Source organism: Curtobacterium sp. B8 (assembly GCF_000333315.1).
GTDB lineage: Bacteria > Actinomycetota > Actinomycetes > Actinomycetales > Microbacteriaceae > Curtobacterium > Curtobacterium luteum.
In genome coordinates this window covers 1-16430 of record NZ_BACW01000517.1, presented here as the reverse complement: position 1 = coordinate 16430, position 16430 = coordinate 1, and the positions used below count along the sequence as shown (strand labels likewise).

17 protein-coding genes and 1 pseudogene are annotated in these 16430 nt (G+C 71.4%); 3 read left to right on the top strand and 15 right to left on the bottom strand.

All coding sequences use genetic code 11. The features are described from left to right. The 12 genes from I59_RS13435 to hrcA all read right to left on the bottom strand — a co-directional run. Positions 1-461 (bottom strand): FtsX-like permease family protein (locus I59_RS13435; RefSeq protein WP_031273813.1); only part of this gene is annotated, 461 nt, incomplete at its 3' end. Further along, positions 458-1210, bottom strand: coding sequence for an ABC transporter ATP-binding protein (locus I59_RS13430; protein ID WP_022904309.1), 753 nt, complete (start codon positions 1208-1210; stop codon positions 458-460). The genes I59_RS13435 and I59_RS13430, both read right to left, overlap by 4 nt. Before the next feature lie 122 nt (positions 1211-1332). Beyond that, on the bottom strand, positions 1333-2019 hold the full coding sequence (locus I59_RS13425; protein ID WP_022904308.1) for a response regulator transcription factor: 687 nt from the start codon (positions 2017-2019) through the stop codon (positions 1333-1335). Continuing rightward, positions 2016-3266 carry a sensor histidine kinase gene (locus tag I59_RS13420; RefSeq protein ID WP_042726748.1) on the bottom strand — a complete coding sequence of 417 codons (1251 nt, stop codon included), beginning with the start codon at positions 3264-3266 and terminating at the stop codon, positions 2016-2018. Before I59_RS13420 ends, I59_RS13425 begins: the two co-directional genes overlap by 4 nt. 77 nt (positions 3267-3343) lie before the next feature. Beyond that, entirely contained in the window at positions 3344-4273 is a 930-nt protein-coding gene (era, locus tag I59_RS13415) for a GTPase Era (RefSeq protein WP_022904306.1), read from the bottom strand. After that, positions 4270-5592, bottom strand: a complete 1323-nt coding sequence (locus I59_RS13410) for a hemolysin family protein (RefSeq protein ID WP_022904305.1) — start codon at positions 5590-5592, stop codon at positions 4270-4272. Before I59_RS13410 ends, era begins: the two co-directional genes overlap by 4 nt. Before the next feature lie 4 nt (positions 5593-5596). Further along, complete coding sequence (ybeY, locus tag I59_RS13405) at positions 5597-6058, bottom strand: rRNA maturation RNase YbeY (RefSeq protein WP_022904304.1); 462 nt, start codon at positions 6056-6058, stop codon at positions 5597-5599. After that, the gene (locus I59_RS13400) at positions 6055-7179 is read right to left on the bottom strand and encodes a PhoH family protein (RefSeq protein ID WP_031273810.1); all 1125 of its coding nucleotides are present in this window, start codon (positions 7177-7179) and stop codon (positions 6055-6057) included. Before I59_RS13400 ends, ybeY begins: the two co-directional genes overlap by 4 nt. Next, on the bottom strand, positions 7169-7522 hold the full coding sequence (locus I59_RS13395) for a histidine triad nucleotide-binding protein (RefSeq protein ID WP_022904303.1): 354 nt from the start codon (positions 7520-7522) through the stop codon (positions 7169-7171). Before I59_RS13395 ends, I59_RS13400 begins: the two co-directional genes overlap by 11 nt. 34 nt (positions 7523-7556) lie before the next feature. Beyond that, positions 7557-8294, bottom strand: a complete 738-nt coding sequence (locus I59_RS13390) for a 16S rRNA (uracil(1498)-N(3))-methyltransferase (RefSeq protein WP_022904302.1) — start codon at positions 8292-8294, stop codon at positions 7557-7559. Then, the gene (dnaJ, locus tag I59_RS13385; RefSeq protein WP_022904301.1) at positions 8294-9406 is read right to left on the bottom strand and encodes a molecular chaperone DnaJ; all 1113 of its coding nucleotides are present in this window, start codon (positions 9404-9406) and stop codon (positions 8294-8296) included. Before dnaJ ends, I59_RS13390 begins: the two co-directional genes overlap by 1 nt. Before the next feature lie 87 nt (positions 9407-9493). Next, entirely contained in the window at positions 9494-10513 is a 1020-nt protein-coding gene (gene hrcA / locus I59_RS13380) for a heat-inducible transcriptional repressor HrcA (RefSeq protein WP_022904300.1), read from the bottom strand. A gap of 107 nt (positions 10514-10620) precedes the next feature. Here hrcA and I59_RS13375 point away from each other — a divergent pair, with 107 nt between their 5' ends. Then, the gene (locus I59_RS13375) at positions 10621-11067 is read left to right on the top strand and encodes a DUF4870 domain-containing protein (protein ID WP_022904299.1); all 447 of its coding nucleotides are present in this window, start codon (positions 10621-10623) and stop codon (positions 11065-11067) included. A gap of 21 nt (positions 11068-11088) precedes the next feature. On the opposite strand, the gene hemW is transcribed toward I59_RS13375, so the two are convergent. Then, positions 11089-12306 carry a radical SAM family heme chaperone HemW gene (gene hemW / locus I59_RS13370; RefSeq protein WP_031273808.1) on the bottom strand — a complete coding sequence of 406 codons (1218 nt, stop codon included), beginning with the start codon at positions 12304-12306 and terminating at the stop codon, positions 11089-11091. Between hemW and I59_RS20035 the strand changes: the two genes are divergently transcribed. Further along, positions 12305-13027 carry an HAD family hydrolase gene (locus tag I59_RS20035; RefSeq protein WP_187289826.1) on the top strand — a complete coding sequence of 241 codons (723 nt, stop codon included), beginning with the start codon at positions 12305-12307 and terminating at the stop codon, positions 13025-13027. The two genes, hemW and I59_RS20035, sit on opposite strands and share 2 nt — an antisense overlap. 55 nt (positions 13028-13082) lie before the next feature. Here I59_RS20035 and I59_RS13360 read toward each other — a convergent pair whose 3' ends face one another. Next, complete coding sequence (locus I59_RS13360) at positions 13083-13730, bottom strand: DUF1990 family protein (RefSeq protein WP_022904296.1); 648 nt, start codon at positions 13728-13730, stop codon at positions 13083-13085. Between the two features lie 295 nt (positions 13731-14025). Here I59_RS13360 and I59_RS13355 point away from each other — a divergent pair, with 295 nt between their 5' ends. Next, positions 14026-14463, top strand: a complete 438-nt coding sequence (locus I59_RS13355; RefSeq protein ID WP_022904295.1) for a hypothetical protein — start codon at positions 14026-14028, stop codon at positions 14461-14463. A 4-nt stretch (positions 14464-14467) separates the two neighbouring features. Here I59_RS13355 and lepA read toward each other — a convergent pair. Then, positions 14468-16314, bottom strand: a pseudogene (gene lepA, locus I59_RS20030) (translation elongation factor 4). Positions 16315-16430: the final 116 nt, after the last annotated feature.

Genomic DNA, 16430 nt, shown 5'->3' with positions numbered 1-16430 from the left:
GGCGCCGAGCTCCCCGGCACGAGTGTGTACGCCGTGTCCGGCAGGAACCCGGTGCCCCGGAGGACCACCACGAACACCGCACTCGCGCCCGTGCCGACCACGGCGCCGAGGAGACCGCCGACGACGCCCACGAGGAGTCCGGCGCGCGTGATCCGCGCCCGCAGCGCAGCGCCGGTCGCACCGACGAGCCGCTGCAACGCGATCACGCGGGTCTGCCCGGCGATGATGGTCGCGCACGTGTTCGCCGTGACGATCGACCCGACGTAGAGCGCGATGCCGAGGAACAGCCAGCCGACGACGGACAGGATCGCCTGCACGCTGGCGATGCCGTCGAGGCCGGTGGTGGCGAGCGCCTCGGACACGATCCCCGGTGCGATGACGAGGGCGGACCCGAAGGTGGTGCCGAGCGCCGCGACGAGGATCGTCGGCCGGAACGCACGGAGCGAGGTCAGGGTGTTCACGCGGCGGCCTCCATCCCGAGCATCGTGGCGGAGATCTCCGCCGCGTCCATCCCGGGGCGGTCCCCCACGATCCGGCCGTCCGCGAGGAACAGGATGCGGTCGGCGTTCGCCGCGGCGACGGGGTCGTGCGTGACCATGACGACGCTCTGGCCCCAGTCGTCGACGGCACCGCGGAGGATCGCGAGCACGTCACGACCCGTCCGCGAGTCGAGTGCGCCGGTGGGCTCGTCGGCGACGACCACGGCCGGCCGCGAGGCGAGCGCCCGGGCGATCGCGACGCGCTGCTGCTGACCGCCCGACAGCTGGTGCGGGCGGTGGGTCAGGCGGTCGCCGAGGCCGAGCATCGCGACGAGCCGGTCGATCCAGGCGTCCTCCTCGCGCGAGGTCCGGTGTCCGCCGAGCAGGAACGGCAGCCGGATGTTCTCGCTGACGTCGAGCGTCGGCACGAGGTTGAACGACTGGAAGACGAAGCCGAGCCGGCGGCGACGGAGCTCGGTGAGGTCGCGGTCACCGAGGCCGGTGACGTCGACCCCGTCGATCTGGATGCGTCCGGCCGAGACGGCGTCGAGGCCGGCCGCGACGTGCATGAGCGTCGACTTGCCGGATCCGGACGGTCCCATCACCGCGGTGAACTCACCCGCGCCGATGTCGACGCTGACGTCGTCGAGGGCCGTCACGCGGCGAGCGGCGTCCCCGTGGTGCTTGGACACGTGGTCGAGGCGGATGATCGGGAGGTGGCTGCTGGTCATGGCTCAACGATGACGCCCGGGAGGCACGTGGCGCGTCGGTCGGTCGGCTCCTGTGGATGGTCCGCTCGGCTGGCTTCCCTGTGCAGGGGTCATCCGCGCGGATGACGGTGCGCCGCCGGGCGTCAGTCCTTCGTGACGAGCCCGTGCTCGTGCGCGAACACCACGAGACGGACACGGTCACGGAGCTCGAGCTTCGTCAGCACCCGCGAGATGTGGGTCTTGACCGTCGCCTCGCTGACGAACTCGTGCGACGCGATCTCGCTGTTGCTCAGGCCCTTCGCCGCGAGGTCGAAGATCTCCCGCTCGCGGGGGGTGAGCTCGGCGAACGCCGACGGGACGGTCACCGAAGGCGCGGAGGTGTCCTCGTAGCGCCGGAGCAGCTCGCGGGTCGCCGACGCGGCGAACACGGCGGTCCCGGCGTGCACGGTCCGGATCGCCGCGAGCAGGAACTCGGGGTCGGCGTCCTTGAGCACGAAGCCGCTCGCGCCGGCGCGGATCGCCTTCGCGGCGGCCTCGTCGAAGTCGAAGGTGGTCAGCACGAGCACCTTCGCGCCGTCGGTGCCGGACTGCTCGACGATCGTCGCGGTCGCCGTGATGCCGTCCATCACGGGCATGCGCACGTCCATGAGCACCACGTCCGGCCGGGCACGACGGACGAGCTCGACCCCTTCGGCGCCGTCTCCGGCCTCGCCGACGAACTGCAGGTCGGACTGGGAGTCGATGAGCATCCGGATCCCGGTGCGGAACAGGGCCTGGTCGTCGACGAGCGCCACCCGGATGCGGGCCTCGGGGTTCGGGGTCGTGGTCATCGTGCGGTGTGCTCCTGGTGGGTCGAGGTGATGCGGTCACGGGGCATCTGCCCGCTCGCGGGGACGGCGGGCATGCGGACCGCGACGACGAAGGCGTCCCCGCGCGGCCCCGCGGTCATCGTCCCGCCGGTCATGGTCGCGCGCTCGCGCATGCCGACCAGGCCGTGTCCGGTGCCCGGCCCCGCACGGCCGTCGTCGGCCCGTTCGTTCACCACCTGGATCTCGACGGTGTCGGGCCGGTAGGTCAGGCGCGCGTGCACGGGGGTGCCGCGCTGGCCGTGCTTGTAGGCGTTCGTGAGGCTCTCCTGCACGATGCGGTACACGGCGAGCTGCGTCGTCGTCGGCAGGGCCGAGGGGTCGCCGTCGCGCTCGACGTCGACGTCGAGCCCGATGTCCCGCATCTCGGTGACGAGCTGCTCGATGTCGTCGATCTCCGGCGTCGGGGCCGTGCCCTGCTCGTGGCGGAGCGCGCCGAGGAGCTCGCGGACGTCCCCGAGCGCCCGGCGGGCCGTGCCCGAGATCGTCGTGAGGGCCTGGTCGGCGATGTCGGGATCGGCCTTGAGCGCGTAGCGGGCACCGTCGGCCTGCGCGATGACGACGGCGAGGGAGTGCGCCACGATGTCGTGCATGTCCCGGGCTATGCGGACGCGCTCCTGCTCGACGGCGACGGCGCGGTCGGCCCGGGCCGCGTCACGTTCGGCGAGGAGCTGCGCCTCACGGCTCATGCGTGCGGCCGACCGGACGCGGCGCACGAGTCCGGCGAGCCACGGCAGGAGCAGGATCGCGAGGACCACGACGAAGTACGCCGCCGTCTGCACGGCTTCGCGCATCAACTGCGACGGGTACGTGGCGAAGGGCCCGTCGATCGAGTACCGGCCGAAGTACTCCTGCAGCCCGAGGTACCCGGCCGCGACGACCGCGCCGAGGAACGCCGAGGCCAAGCCCCACCACCGCGTCCGGTTCGAGCCGTACGCGCTCGTCGTGTACATCACGCCGGCGATGAGGAAGTCGGCGGCCTCGAGTCCGAGGCCCATCACCATCTGCGCGATGGCGCCCACCCAGGCGATCACCAGGGCCAGCCCCGGAGCCGTCCGCCGCAACGCCAACGCGCCGCCGAGCAGCACGACCACGACGAGCGACTGCAGGGCGTCGGACCGTGGTGCCTGCGCCAGCCCGATGAGCGCGGTCAGGAGCACAGCGACGATGACGTCGAAGAGGACCTGCGAGCGCAGCACGGGACGGAACACCACCCCACGGTACGGCCCTGCGACGCGGCGCGCGTCAGCCGATGGGCTGACGCTCCCGGCGTCCACGGCGGGTCGGTTCAGAAGCCGAGGCGACCGAGCTGCTTCGGGTCCCGCTGCCACTCCTTCGCGACCTTCACGCGGAGGTTGAGGTACACGTGTCGACCGCCCAGCAGCGACTCGATCTCCGTCCGCGCGCGCGAGCCGACGTCCTTCAGCCGCTCGCCGCCGCGGCCGATGACGATCGCCTTCTGGCTGTCCCGTTCGACGAAGAGGTTCGCGAAGATCCGCAGGGGGCCGTCGGGGTCGTCCTCCTTGTCCGGCTCGACGACGTCCTCGACGACGACGGCCAGCGAGTGCGGCAGTTCGTCGCGGACGCCTTCGAGCGCGGCCTCGCGGATCAGCTCGGCGATGCGGTCCTCGTCGGTCTCCTCGGTCACGGTGGCGTCGTCGTAGAGCTGCGGCGACTCGGGCAGCAGGGCGGTGATCTCGTCGAGCAGCGGTTCGAGCTGCAGCCCCTTCGTGCCCGAGGTCGGGATGATGACGTCCCACTCGCGGAGCTTCGAGACCGCGAGCAACTGCTCGCCGACCTTGTCCTTCGAGACGCGGTCGATCTTCGTGACGATCGCGACCTTCTTCGCACGCGGGTACTGGTCGAGCGAGTCGTTGATGAAGCGGTCGCCCGGTCCGATCGGCTCGTTCGCGGGGACGCAGAAGCCGATCACGTCGACGTCGCCCAGCGTGGACTGCACGAGGTCGTTCAGGCGTTCTCCGAGCAGGGTGCGCGGCCGGTGGACCCCCGGTGTGTCGACGATGATGACCTGACCGTTCGGGCGGTGCACGACCCCGCGGATGGCGCGACGGGTCGTCTGCGGCTTCGACGAGGTGATGGCGACCTTCTCGCCGACCAGGGCGTTCGTCAGTGTCGACTTGCCGACGTTCGGTCGGCCGACGAAGGAGACGAAGCCCGCGCGGTACGGCTGACCGTCGGGCGTGGTGGTGTCGGTCATGCGGTGGGCTTCCCTGTGGTCGTGGGCGAGGAGTCGTCGAACGCGTGCTCGACGTCGTCGAGGGCTGTGGTGCGCTCGGCGAGGACCGAGACGAGGTGACGGCGCTTGCCCTCCACCCGGTCGGCGACGAGGACGATGCCGTCGACGGTGACGCGGTCGCCGCGCGTGGCGAGGTGGCCGAGCTCCTTCACGAGCAAGCCGCCGGCGGTGTCGACGTCGTCGTCCTCGAGCTCGATGCCGAACAGGTCGCCGAGTTCGTCGATCGGCATCCGGGCCGCGATGCGCCAGACGCCCGGTTCGACCTCGACCCGGTCGACCACCGCGCGGTCGTACTCGTCCGAGATGTCGCCGACGAGCTCCTCGATGAGGTCCTCCATCGTGACGAGTCCGGCCACGCCGCCGTACTCGTCGACGACGAGCAGCAGGTGGTTCTTACCCGCCTGCATCGCGCGGAGCGTGTCGTCGGCAGCCTTCGACTCCGGCACGAACCCGGCAGGCCGCAGCAGGCCGCTGACCGGTTCGGCGCCGGCGCCCGGGCGTTCGTAGAGGGCACGGGACACGTCGCGGAGGTACAGCACGCCGAGGACGTCGTCGCTGTCCTTGCCCGTGACCGGCATGCGGGACACCCCGGACGCGAGGAACTGCTCCATCGCGGCGCCGAGCGTGTCCGAGCCGTCGACGGTCGTCATGTCGGTGCGCGGCACCATGACCTCGCGCACCAGGGTGTCGCTGAACTCGAACACCGAGTGGATGAGTTCACGGTCGTCGGCTTCGAGCACGTTGCTCTCGGCGGCCTCGTCGACCAGGGACAGCAGCTGCTCCTCGCTGGACACGGTGGAGGCGCTCCGGCCACGCCCCGGTGTGACGCGGTCGCCGATCGCGACGAGCAGCCCGGCGAGCGGCCCGAGGACGATGCGGACCGCGCGGACGAGTCCGCCGGTCACGGCGATGAGCCGCTCGGCGTGCGCGCGACCGACGCTGCGCGGACTCGACCCGACCAGGACGAAGGAGACCGCCGTCATCACGGCCGCGGACACGACGAGCGCGACCCACCACGTGTCGAAGACCGTCACGAGCGCGATCGTCACGAGGACCGCTGCGGCGGTCTCGGCGAGGACCCGGACGAAGTTCAGCGCGTTGACGTGGGCGCCGACGTCGTCCGCGATCGCCTCGATCGCGCGGCGACGCTTGGCGCCCCGGGCGATCTCGTCGAGGTCGGCGCGGGACAACACGGACAGGGCGGCGTCCGAGGCGGCGAGCACACCGCCGGCGACGACGAGCACCAACGCCACCGCGAGCAGGACGGCGACGAGCAGCATCAGGTCACCGCCCTCGGTGCTGCGCGGCGAACGCGGCGAGGATCTCGCCCTGGAGGCCGAACATCTCGGCCTTCTCCTCCGGCTCCGCGTGGTCGAACCCGAGGAGGTGCAGGATGCCGTGGCAGGTGAGCAGGAGCATCTCGTCGGTCGTCGAGTGCCCCGCGGTCTTCGCTTGTTCCTCGGCGACCTGCGGGCACAGCACGATGTCCCCGAGCAGCCCGGCCGGGGTCGGGTCGTCCTCCGTGCCGGGACGGAGCTCGTCCATCGGGAAGCTGAGGACGTCGGTCGGCCCCGGTTCGTCCATCCACCGGACGTGCAGCTGCTCCATCGCGCCCTCGTCGACGAGCACGATGGCGAGCTCCGCGTCGGCGTGGACGTGCAGCGCGTCGAGCGCGAAGGAGGCGAGGCGCTGGATCGCGGCCTCGTCGACCTCCACCCCGGACTCGTTGTTGAGCTCGATGCTCACCGGTTCCCTCCTCGGGGATCGTTCTGCGGGTACGGGGAACGCTGGCGGTCCTGCGGCGGCCGGCCCCGGCGCTCGGCACGGTTCACGCCGGCCGGGTTGCCCTCGGGCGCGGTGCCCCGGCCGCCGGGGCGGTGCCCGGCCTGCTCGGCCAGGCGTTCCTCGTCGTAGGCGGTGTACGCGTCGACGATGCGGCCGACGAGCGTGTGGCGGACCACGTCCTCGCTCCCGAGACGGGCGAAGTGGATGTCGTCGACGTGGTCGAGGATACGGGTCACCAGGCGCAGGCCCGACAGGTTGCCGGGCAGGTCGACCTGGGTGATGTCGCCCGTGACCACCATCTTCGACCCGAACCCGAGGCGGGTGAGGAACATCTTCATCTGCTCGGGCGTGGTGTTCTGCGCCTCGTCGAGGATGACGAACGAGTCGTTGAGCGTCCGACCGCGCATGTACGCCAGCGGAGCGACCTCGACCGTGCCGGCCGCCAACAGCTTCGGCACGAGCTCGGGGTCCATCATCTCGTTGAGGGCGTCGTACAGCGGCCGGAGGTAGGGGTCGATCTTGTCGGTCAGCGTGCCGGGGAGGAACCCGAGCCGCTCGCCGGCCTCGACCGCGGGACGCGTGAGGATGATCCGCGTGACCTCGCGCCGCTGCAGCGCCTGCACCGCCTTGGCCATCGCCAGGTAGGTCTTGCCGGTGCCGGCGGGGCCGATGCCGAACGTGATGGTGTGCTGGTCGATCGCGTCGACGTAGGCGCGCTGGCCGTCGGTCTTCGGTCGCACCGACTTGCCCCGGCTCTGCACGATGGGCGTGCCGAACGTGTCGGACGGCTTGCGGTCGTCGTCGAGGATCCGTGCGGAGGTCGGGATGTCGGCCGGGCCGATGTCCTGGCCGCGCTTGACCATGCCGACGAGTTCGTCGACGAGGGCGCGTGCCCTCGCGACGTCGCGCTCCGGCCCGCTGAGGCTGACCTCGTTGCCGCGGACGACGACGCGGACCCCGGGGTACTGGCGTTCGACGGTCTTCAGGAGTCGGTCCTGGGGGCCGAGCAGCTGCACCATGGCGATGCCGTCGACGGTGAGCTCGGACGTGGTGTCCTGCTCGAGTGGTTCGTTATCCGGCAAGGGTGCCTTCCTGCAGTTCGCCTGCGAGTACGTGCGCGTGCACGTGGAACACGGTCTGACCGGCTGCTTCGCCGGTGTTGAACACGAGACGGTACTGGCCGCCCGCACGCTCGTCGGCGATGCGCTGCGCGGTGGCGACCACGTGGGAGAGGAGGTCCGGGTCCCCGGCGGCGAGCTCGGTGACGTTCCGGTACTGCTCGGTCTTGGGGACGACGAGCACGTGGACGGGTGCCTTCGGCGCGATGTCCTCGAACGCGATGACGCGGTCGTCCTCGGCGACGACGGTCGCCGGGATCTCGCGCGCAATGATCTTCGAGAAGACGCTGGGCGTGCCGGTGCTCATGTCCCCATCGTAGAACGCGCCGCCGACGACGGGCCTACCAGCGTCCGAGCCGCGTCTGGAGGATCGCCAGCGCAGCCGGACCCGCGGTCGAGGTGCGGAGGACGGTGTCGCCGAGCCGGACGCGGACCGCTCCGGCGGCGACGAGCCGGTCGAACTCGCTGCCGTCGATGCCGCCCTCGGGTCCGACCACGAGGGTGATGTCGTCGACGTCGGCCGGGGCGTCCCAGGCGGAGAGGCGGACGTCCGCGACCGGGTCGAGCACGAGCACCACCCGCCCGGTGCCCACGGACGCCGCCAGCTGTGCCGTGGTGACCGGCTGCGCGACGACGGGGACCCGCGGGCGGACGGCCTGCTTGGAGGCCTCGTGCGCGATGGACGCCCAGCGCGCCCGGCCCTTCTCGACCTTCGCACCCTCCCACCGCGAGACACTGCGGGCAGCCGCCCACGGCACGATCCGGTCGACGCCGATCTCGGTCGACGCCTGCACGGCCATCTCGTCACGGCCGCCCTTCGCGAGCGCCTGCACGAGGGTCAGGGTCGGTGACGGCGCCGGGACCACCTCGAGCGTGGCCACCTCCAGCACGAGCGCATCCCGCTCGGTGGAGACGACGGGTCCGGACACCACGGTGCCGTCGCCGTCACCGATCCGCAGCGTCTCCCCGAGGCGCACCCGCGCGACGGACACCGCGTGCCGGCCCTCCGCACCGTCGAGGGTCACGTGCCCGCCCTCGGTGACGCCGTCGAGCGACCCGACGAGGTAGAGCGACGCCATCAGAAGTTGAAGAAGCGGTCGCGGAGCTTGCCGAACATGCCCTGCTGGAACCGGGCGAGCTGGGGCTTCGTGGCCTTGTGCGACTTCGCGAGCTGCTCGACCAGCTGGCGCTCCTTGTGCGACAGCTTCGTCGGCGTCACGACCTGCACACCGACTCGCAGGTCGCCACGTCCGCTGCCGCGCAGCTTCGTGACACCGCGGTCCTTCAGGACGAGCACGTCGGCACTCTGCACACCGGGACGGATCTCGAGCTCGACCGGACCGTCGAGGCCGTCGATCGTCGTGGTCGTGCCGAGGATCGCGTCCGTCATGCCGACCTCGAGCGTCGCGAGCAGGTCGTCGCCGTCGCGGCTGAAGACGTCGTGGTGCCGGACGCGGATCTCGAGGTAGAGGTCACCGGAGGGGCCGCCGGCCGGACCGACCTCGCCCTGGCCCGGCATCTGCAGGCGTAGGCCCGAGTCGACGCCGGCGGGGACGTCGACCGGGATCGAGCGACGGGCGCGCACGCGGCCCTGCCCCTGGCACGTCGGGCACGGGTTCGGGATGACCGTGCCGTAGCCGCGGCAGGTGCCGCACGGCGCACTCGTCACCACGTTGCCGAGGAGCGAGCGGACCTGCCGCTGGATGTGGCCGGAACCGCCGCAGATGTCGCACGTGCGCGGGCTCGTGCCCGGAGCGCAGCACGAGCCGTGGCAGGTCTCGCACAGCACGGCGGTGTCGACCTCGACCTCCTTGTGGGTGCCGAAGACGACCTCGTCGAGGTCGACGTCGATGCGCAGCAGGGCGTCCTGTCCCCGCTCGGCGCGGCTGCGGGGACCGGATCCCCGGCCGCCGCCGCCCCCGCCGAAGAACGCGTCGAAGATGTCGCTGAAGCCCGCGGCACCGCCACCGCCGAACGGGCTGTCGGCCTGCGGTCCGGCGTCGTACCGGCGGCGCTGTTCGGGGTCGCTCAGCACGTCGTACGCGTGCGTCACGTCCTTGAAGCGCTCGGCGGCGTCCGGGCTCGGGTTCACGTCCGGGTGCAGCTCGCGCGCCAAGCGCCGGTAGGCCTTCTTGATGTCGGCATCGGAGGCGTCCGGCTGGACGCCGAGGACGTCGTAGTGGTCTGCCACGTATCCCTCAGAGTGTTTCGGTTCGGTCGGTCTGGAGGCCCGGTGCGGGTCGTGCGCGAGGGTCGCGCCGATCGCGGTGCGGGCCGGTCAATGTTCGCCCAGGAGCTTGGACAGGTACCGTGCGACGGCGCGGACCGCGGCCATGTTCGTGCCGTAGTCCATCCGGGTCGGCCCGAGCACGCCGAGCCGTGCCACCTCGCCGCCGGCGAGGTAGCCACCCGCGACGATGCTCGTGGCGTCGAGCCCGTACTCGGCGTTCTCGGCGCCGATGCTCGCCGCCACCGCGATGTCGTCCACCTGCATCTCGCCGAACAACCGGAGCAGGGTGACTTGTTCCTCGATGGCTTCGAGCACGGGGAAGAGCCCGCCGGAGAAGTCCTGCTCGCTCTTCGCGAGGTTCGCCGCGCCCGCCATCAGCAGGCGGTCCTGCCGGTTCGCGGCCACCTGCTCGATGAGGGTCGCCACGACGATCCCGGCAAGGGGCTGGACGTCGGGCCGGAGCTGCTGCGGGACCGCGCGGAGCGCACCGGGGACGTCCTGCAGGAGGAGTCCGACGGTCGCGCCGTTGACGACACTGCGGAGCTCGGTCAGGGCGGACTCGTCGAGGGCGACGTCGCTCTCGACCACCCGCTGCTCGACCCGGGCGGTGTCAGTGATGAGCACGACCATCAACCGCGTGTCGCCGAGCCGGACGAGTTCGACGTGCTGGACGCGGGCGCGCACCAGCGAGGGGTACTGCACGAGCGCCACCTGGTTCGTGAGCTGGCTGAGCAGCCGCACGGTGCGTCCGAGGACGTCGTCGAGGTCACCCGAGGCGCCCAGGAAGGTCTCGATCGCGTGCCGCTGCGCGCTCGACAGCGGGCGGGCCGCGGCCAGGTGGTCGACGAAGACGCGGTAGCCCTTGTCGGTCGGGACGCGACCCGAGGACGTGTGCGGCGCGACGATGAGCTGCTCGTCCTCGAGCTGGGCCATGTCGTTGCGGATCGTGGCGGCGCTGACCCCGAACGCGTGGCGGTCGACGATCGACTTCGACCCGACCGGCTCCCGCGAGGCGACGTAGTCCCGCACGATGGCCTTGAGGACTTCGAGGCTGCGTTCGCTGACCACTCGATCCCCTTCCGTTCGCGTTGGCACTCTCGTGTGTCGACTGCTGATCCTACGCCCGACGGCCGACAGGGCGGGACGGGCGTCCGGCTGGTCGGTACGCTTCCCGCATGAGCTACGGACAGCAGCCCGGGGGCCCTGACGGCCAGCAGCCCGGGAACCCCTACGGACAGCAGCCCGGCGGGCCGGACGGCCCCCAGTACCCGCCGAACTACCAGGTCCCCCAGCCGATGAGCCCCGAGGACCAGCGGCTCTGGGCGACCCTGACGCACGTCGGCGCCATCTTCTTCAGCCTGCTCGTGCCGATCATCGCGTACCTCGTGCTGCGTGACCGCGGGCAGTTCGTGCGCGAGCACACGCGCCAGGCGCTCAATTTCCACATCACCGCGGCGATCGCGGGGTTCGTCGCGGGGCTGCTCACGGTCATCCTGATCGGGCTCGTCCTGCTCCCGATCATCTACGTGCTCGTGGTCGTCTTCTCGGTCATGGCCGCCGTCGCCGCGAACCAGGGACGCTTCTACAAGTACCCGCTCACGATCGAGTTCGTGAAGCAGTAGCCGCGTCCGTGGAGCAGTAGGTCAGTCGAGCAGCTCGCGGACCACCGCGTCCGCGAGCAGCCGACCCTGCCTCGTCAACTCGACCCGACCCCGCACCGCGGCCGAGCCGTCCACGAGACCGCGTGCGATGAGCCCCGCGACCCGGCCACGGGCCTCCCGGCGGAGTTCCGACGTGGCGAGCTCGCCGCGGACCCGCGCGGCGAGGAGCACGCGCTCGACGTAGCGCGTCTCCTCGTCGAGGGTCTCCCGGCCGGCCGCGGGCGACGCTCCCGACAGCACCCGGTTCGCGTACGCGGCCGGGTGCTTCACGTTCCACCAGCGGGTCCCGGCGACGGCGGAGTGCGCGCCCGGGCCGACGCCCCACCAGTCGTGACCCTTCCAGTAGGACAGGTTGTGCCGGCTCGCGTGCGCCTCCCCGCGCGCCCAGTTCGACACCTCGTACCAGGAGTACCCGGCCGCACCGAGGACGTCGTCGGCCAGCTCGTACATGTCCGCCGCGAGGTCGTCGTCGGGTGCCGGCAGCTCCCCGCGCGCCACCATGCGACCCATCGCCGTGCCCTCCTCGACGATGAGCGAGTACGCCGAGACGTGGTCGGGCGCACAGGCGATCGCCTGGTCGAGCGAGGTGCGCCAGTCCGCGAGTGACTCCCCCGGGGTCGAGTAGATGAGGTCGAGCGAGACGTCGAGGCCCTGCTGCTTCGCGAGGTCCACGACCAGCGGCACCCGCTCGGGGTCGTGCGTCCGGTCGAGGGTCGCGAGCACGTGCGGGACCGCGGACTGCATGCCGTAGCTGACCCGGGTGAAGCCGCCGGCGCGGAGCGTCTCGAGCGAGTCGGCGTCGACGGAGTCCGGGTTGGCCTCGGTCGTGACCTCGGCGCCGGGCACGATCCCCCACGTCTCGTCGATCGCCCGGAGGATCATCACGAGGTCCTCGGCCGGGAGCATCGTCGGGGTCCCGCCGCCGAAGAACACCGTCGACACCGGGCGCCGCGGCACGCCCGAGCGCTCGAGGACCTCCTCGGCGAACCGGATCTCCTGCACGGCGTGGCCGGCGTAGTCGTCACGCCGGACCCCGCGCAGCTCCGACGCCGTGTACGTGTTGAAGTCGCAGTAGCCGCAGCGGACGCGGCAGAAGGGCACGTGCACGTAGACGCCGAACGGGACCTCGCCCGCGTCCGGACCGGGGATGAGCAGCCCGTCCGACGGTGCGGGGTCGGCGATCGGCAGGGCACTCGGCATGGACTCCATTCTCGGTCATGATGGAGGCATGGAGCACCACACCGTCCCCACCACGGTGCTGTGGGACATCGACGGCACCCTCGTGCTGAACGCCGTGTCGCCGGGCAACCTGTACCACCTGGCACTCGAACGGGCGGTCGGCCGTGACCTCGCGCTGCGCGTCGGCCACCAGCACGGCCGGACCGATGCCGGCCTCATCGCCGAGCACGTCCGCGCGCACGACTTCGACGACGCGCTCATCCCCACCGTCTCCGGGCACCTGCGCGACCTCACCGACGAGCGGTTCCGCGCCGGCGACCACCGGAAGCCGGCCCCTGGCGCCCGGGACCTCGTCCGGCGCTTCGCGGTCCTCGGCTGGCGCAACGGCCTGCTCACCGGCAACTCCGAGCACCGTGCGCGGGTGAAGCTCCGTGGTGCCGGGTTCGACCTCGATGCGTTCGACTGGGCGCACTCGTTCTTCGGCGACGAGGAGGTCGACCGTGCCGGGGTCACCGATCGTGCGGCGGCGGCGCTGCGGGGCGAGCGGGCCGTCATCGTCGGCGACACCCCGCGGGACGGCGAGGCTGCGGACGCCGCGGGGATCCCGTTCCTCGCGGTCGCGACCGGGGTCTACGACGTGGAGGCGCTCCGGGCGACGAGCGCGGTCGTCGTGGCTCGGGACTGCGTGGAGGACGTGCGGGTCATCGAGGACGCGATCGCGGGTCTCGCGCCCCTGGGCTGAGCCGGGTCGGACCCGTCGGTCGCCGCGAGCGCCGCCGCTCGGCGCGCTCCACGCGTCAGTCGCCGCGGAGCGCCGCCAGGTACTTCTCCGCCATCACGCGCTGCTGCCGCCGCAGCAACGGCGCCACGAGGCGCCACTTCCGGCTCGCCGGCTGCGAGAACTGCCGCAGCTGGAGCCACACCGACCCGTCCGACGTGCGCTCGACGACGAACGACTCCTCGCCCGAGAGCGGGTGCCCCTCGAGCGTGCCGTACGCGAAGCCCTTGCGGTCCGGCTCGTCGATGATCGACACGACCCTGACCGGCGCGTGCACGGTCTGCCCGAACGCGTGCATCGTCAGCGTCGCGGTCGTCCCCGCCGTGAGGAGCGGCGTGCCGTCCGGCGCGAACCGCTCCACCTTCGGGGTCCCGATGGACGCGGGCGCGACCGGCACACCGTGCTCGTCGAACGTCACCGGGTTGTAGCGGACCTCGTCGTCGTCCGGCTGGTCGTCGACGTGCACGCGGATCCCGCTGCGCTCCTGGATCTGCCAGGACAGCGCCTGGGTCACCGCCGTCTCGAAGCGTACGTCGCCGTGCCCGATCCGGGCGCGGGACTCGGTGGGCGCGAAGCCCTCAGGCGGGTAGGTCATGAGGTCCGACGCCTGGGTCGCGCCGACCGCGCCGTACGTCAGAGCGGTCCGGTAGCTGCCGCGGGAACTCATGCCGACCAGCCTACTTGGCGGTGCGCACCGTCACGACCCAGCTGCCACCGGAACGCATGCCGACGAGCCTCCTTGGCGGTGCGCACCGTCACGACCCAGCTGCCACCGGAACGCATGCCGACGAGCCCCCTTGCGCGAGCGCAGACCGGCTGCACGCGCGCAGAGCGGCTGGGCTGGTGCGCCGCGTCGCCCAGCCCCGGACTGGAGGCTCGGATCGCCTCCGCCACGCCGCTGTCGTCGGTCCGTGCCCGCCTCGACGATCGTCCCTCGCCCACTGACGGGACGTACCCCTCGGGTGCTCGCCGCACTCACGGCGACCGCCTTCGCACTCGCCGTGGGCGCACGCATCGCCGTCGACCTGGTCGAAGCCCGCGCGTCACGACCCGTGCAGTACACCAGCGTGCCGCCGGTCGACTGGTACCCCGTCGTCAGCACCACGCTCGCGCAGGTCGCCGTCGCGAGCATCGGTGCCGGTGTCCTGCTCTTCGGGGCGCTCCTCGTCGCTCTCGTTCGGCGGTCCCGGCGTCCCCGGCTCCCCTGGGTCATCGGCGCCTCGGCGCTCACCCTCGCGATCACCGCCACGGCCTGCTCGATCGAGGCGAGCACGCAGACGTCCTTCATCGGGATGACGGAGTGGACCACCTGGCGGACGGCGCTGGCGGGACTGGCTGCAGCGTGCCTCCCGGCCCTGTGCCTGGCGGCGGTGCGGACGCGCGGCACGCGCGCCCGCTGAACCGCTACTTCTTCTTCTCTTCCACGTCGCCCGAGAGCGCGGCGATGAAGGCTTCCTGCGGGGACTCGACCCGGCCGAACATCTTCATGCGCTTCTTGCCCTCTTTCTGCTTCTCGAGGAGCTTGCGCTGCGGGTGATGTCACCGCCGTAGCACTTCGCGAGGACGTCCTTGCGCATGGCACGGATGCTCTCGCGGGCGATGATGCGAGCACCGATGGCGGCCTGGATCGGGACCTCGAACTGCTGGCGCGGGATGAGCTTCCGGAGCCGTTCGGTCATGAGGGTGCCGTACGCGTACGCCTTGTCGCGGTGCACGATCGCGCTGAACGCGTCGACCTGCTCGCCCTGGAGGAGGATGTCGACCTTGACGAGGTCGGCCGCCTGGTCGCCCGTCGGCTCGTAGTCGAGGGACGCGTAGCCCTGCGTCTTGCTCTTCAGCTGGTCGAAGAAGTCGAAGACGATCTCGCCGAGGGGCATCTCGTACCGGATCTCGACGCGGTCCTCACCGAGGTACTCCATACCGAGCAGCGAGCCTCGGCGCGACTGGCAGAGCTCCATGATCGCGCCGACGTAGTCCTTCGGCGCGAGGATGGCTGCGCGGACCATCGGCTCGCGGACCTCGACGATGCGGCCGCCGGGGAACTCGGACGGGTTCGTGACTTCGGTCACCGAGTTGTCCTCGTTCGTGACCTCGTAGATCACGCTCGGGGCGGTGGTGATGAGGTCGAGCCCGAACTCGCGGCTCAGACGCTCGGTGATGATCTCGAGGTGGAGCAGCCCGAGGAACCCGCAGCGGAAGCCGAACCCGAGCGCCACGGAGGTCTCGGGCTCGTACACGAGCGCGGCGTCGGACAGCTTGAGCTTGTCGAGCGCTTCGCGGAGGTCCGGGTAGTCGGAACCGTCGATCGGGTACAGACCCGAGAAGACCATCGGCTTCGGGTCGGTGTAGCCGGCCAGCGGGTCGGTCGCGGGCTTCTGCGCGCTCGTGACCGTGTCGCCGACCTTGGACTGGCGGACGTCCTTCACGCCGGTGATGAGGTAGCCGACCTCGCCGACGCTCAGGCCCTTCGTCGGCTTCGGCTCCGGCGACGACACCCCGATCTCGAGGATCTCGTGCGTCGTCTTCGTCGACATCATCTGGACCTTCTCGCGTGGCGAGATGGTGCCGTCCACCATGCGGACGTAGGTGACGACCCCGCGGTAGCTGTCGTAGACCGAGTCGAAGATCATCGCGCGGGGCGGGGCGTCCACCGTGCCGACGGGCGGCGGCACGGTGCCGACGACGCGGTCGAGGAGCTCCGGCACGCCCACGCCGGTCTTGCCGGAGACGCGGAGGACGTCGTCCGGCGACCCGCCGATGAGCTGCGCGAGCTCGGCTGCGTACTTGTCCGGCTCGGCCGCGGGCAGGTCGATCTTGTTGAGGACCGGGATGATCTCGAGGTCGTTCTCGAGCGCGAGGTAGAGGTTCGCGAGGGTCTGCGCCTCGATGCCCTGGGCGGCGTCGACCAGGAGGATCGCGCCCTCGCACGCGGCGAGCGAACGGGAGACCTCGTACGAGAAGTCGACGTGTCCCGGCGTGTCGATCATGTTCAGGGCGAAGGTCTTGCCGTCGAGCTCCCACGGCATGCGGACGGCCTGCGACTTGATCGTGATGCCGCGCTCGCGCTCGATGTCCATGCGGTCGAGGTACTGCGCGCGCATCGCCCGCTCCTCGACGATGCCGGTGATCTGCAGCATGCGGTCGGCCAGGGTCGACTTGCCGTGGTCGATGTGCGCGATGATGCAGAAGTTGCGGATCGCCTCGGCCGGGGTCGCGGCGGGCTCGAGCGGCGCGGATGCTTGTGGGCTCACGGTTCCTCAGGGGTCGGGACGGTCGAACGATTGTCCCACGTCGCGCGCCGACNGCGCGCAGCCGCGGGCCGTCCTGTGGAGGCCGGTCCCGCCCTGGACGCTGTGCAGGACTGACT

What these genes read in the sequence shown, in the direction of transcription:
- I59_RS13430 (WP_022904309.1), bottom strand. Translation starts at nt 1,210, where the DNA reads ATGACCAGCAGCCACCTCCCGATCATCCGCCTCGACCACGTGTCCAAG.
- I59_RS13425 (WP_022904308.1), bottom strand. Translation starts at nt 2,019, where the DNA reads ATGACCACGACCCCGAACCCCGAGGCCCGCATCCGGGTGGCGCTCGTC.
- era (WP_022904306.1), bottom strand. Translation starts at nt 4,273, where the DNA reads ATGACCGACACCACCACGCCCGACGGTCAGCCGTACCGCGCGGGCTTC.
- I59_RS13410 (WP_022904305.1), bottom strand. Translation starts at nt 5,592, where the DNA reads ATGCTGCTCGTCGCCGTCCTGCTCGCGGTGGCGTTGGTGCTCGTCGTC.
- I59_RS13395 (WP_022904303.1), bottom strand. Translation starts at nt 7,522, where the DNA reads ATGAGCACCGGCACGCCCAGCGTCTTCTCGAAGATCATTGCGCGCGAG.
- I59_RS13390 (WP_022904302.1), bottom strand. Translation starts at nt 8,294, where the DNA reads ATGGCGTCGCTCTACCTCGTCGGGTCGCTCGACGGCGTCACCGAGGGC.
- I59_RS13375 (WP_022904299.1), top strand. Translation starts at nt 10,621, where the DNA reads ATGAGCTACGGACAGCAGCCCGGGGGCCCTGACGGCCAGCAGCCCGGG.
- I59_RS20035 (WP_187289826.1), top strand. Translation starts at nt 12,305, where the DNA reads ATGGACTCCATTCTCGGTCATGATGGAGGCATGGAGCACCACACCGTC.
- hemW (WP_031273808.1), bottom strand. Translation starts at nt 12,306, where the DNA reads ATGCCGAGTGCCCTGCCGATCGCCGACCCCGCACCGTCGGACGGGCTG.
- I59_RS13360 (WP_022904296.1), bottom strand. Translation starts at nt 13,730, where the DNA reads ATGAGTTCCCGCGGCAGCTACCGGACCGCTCTGACGTACGGCGCGGTC.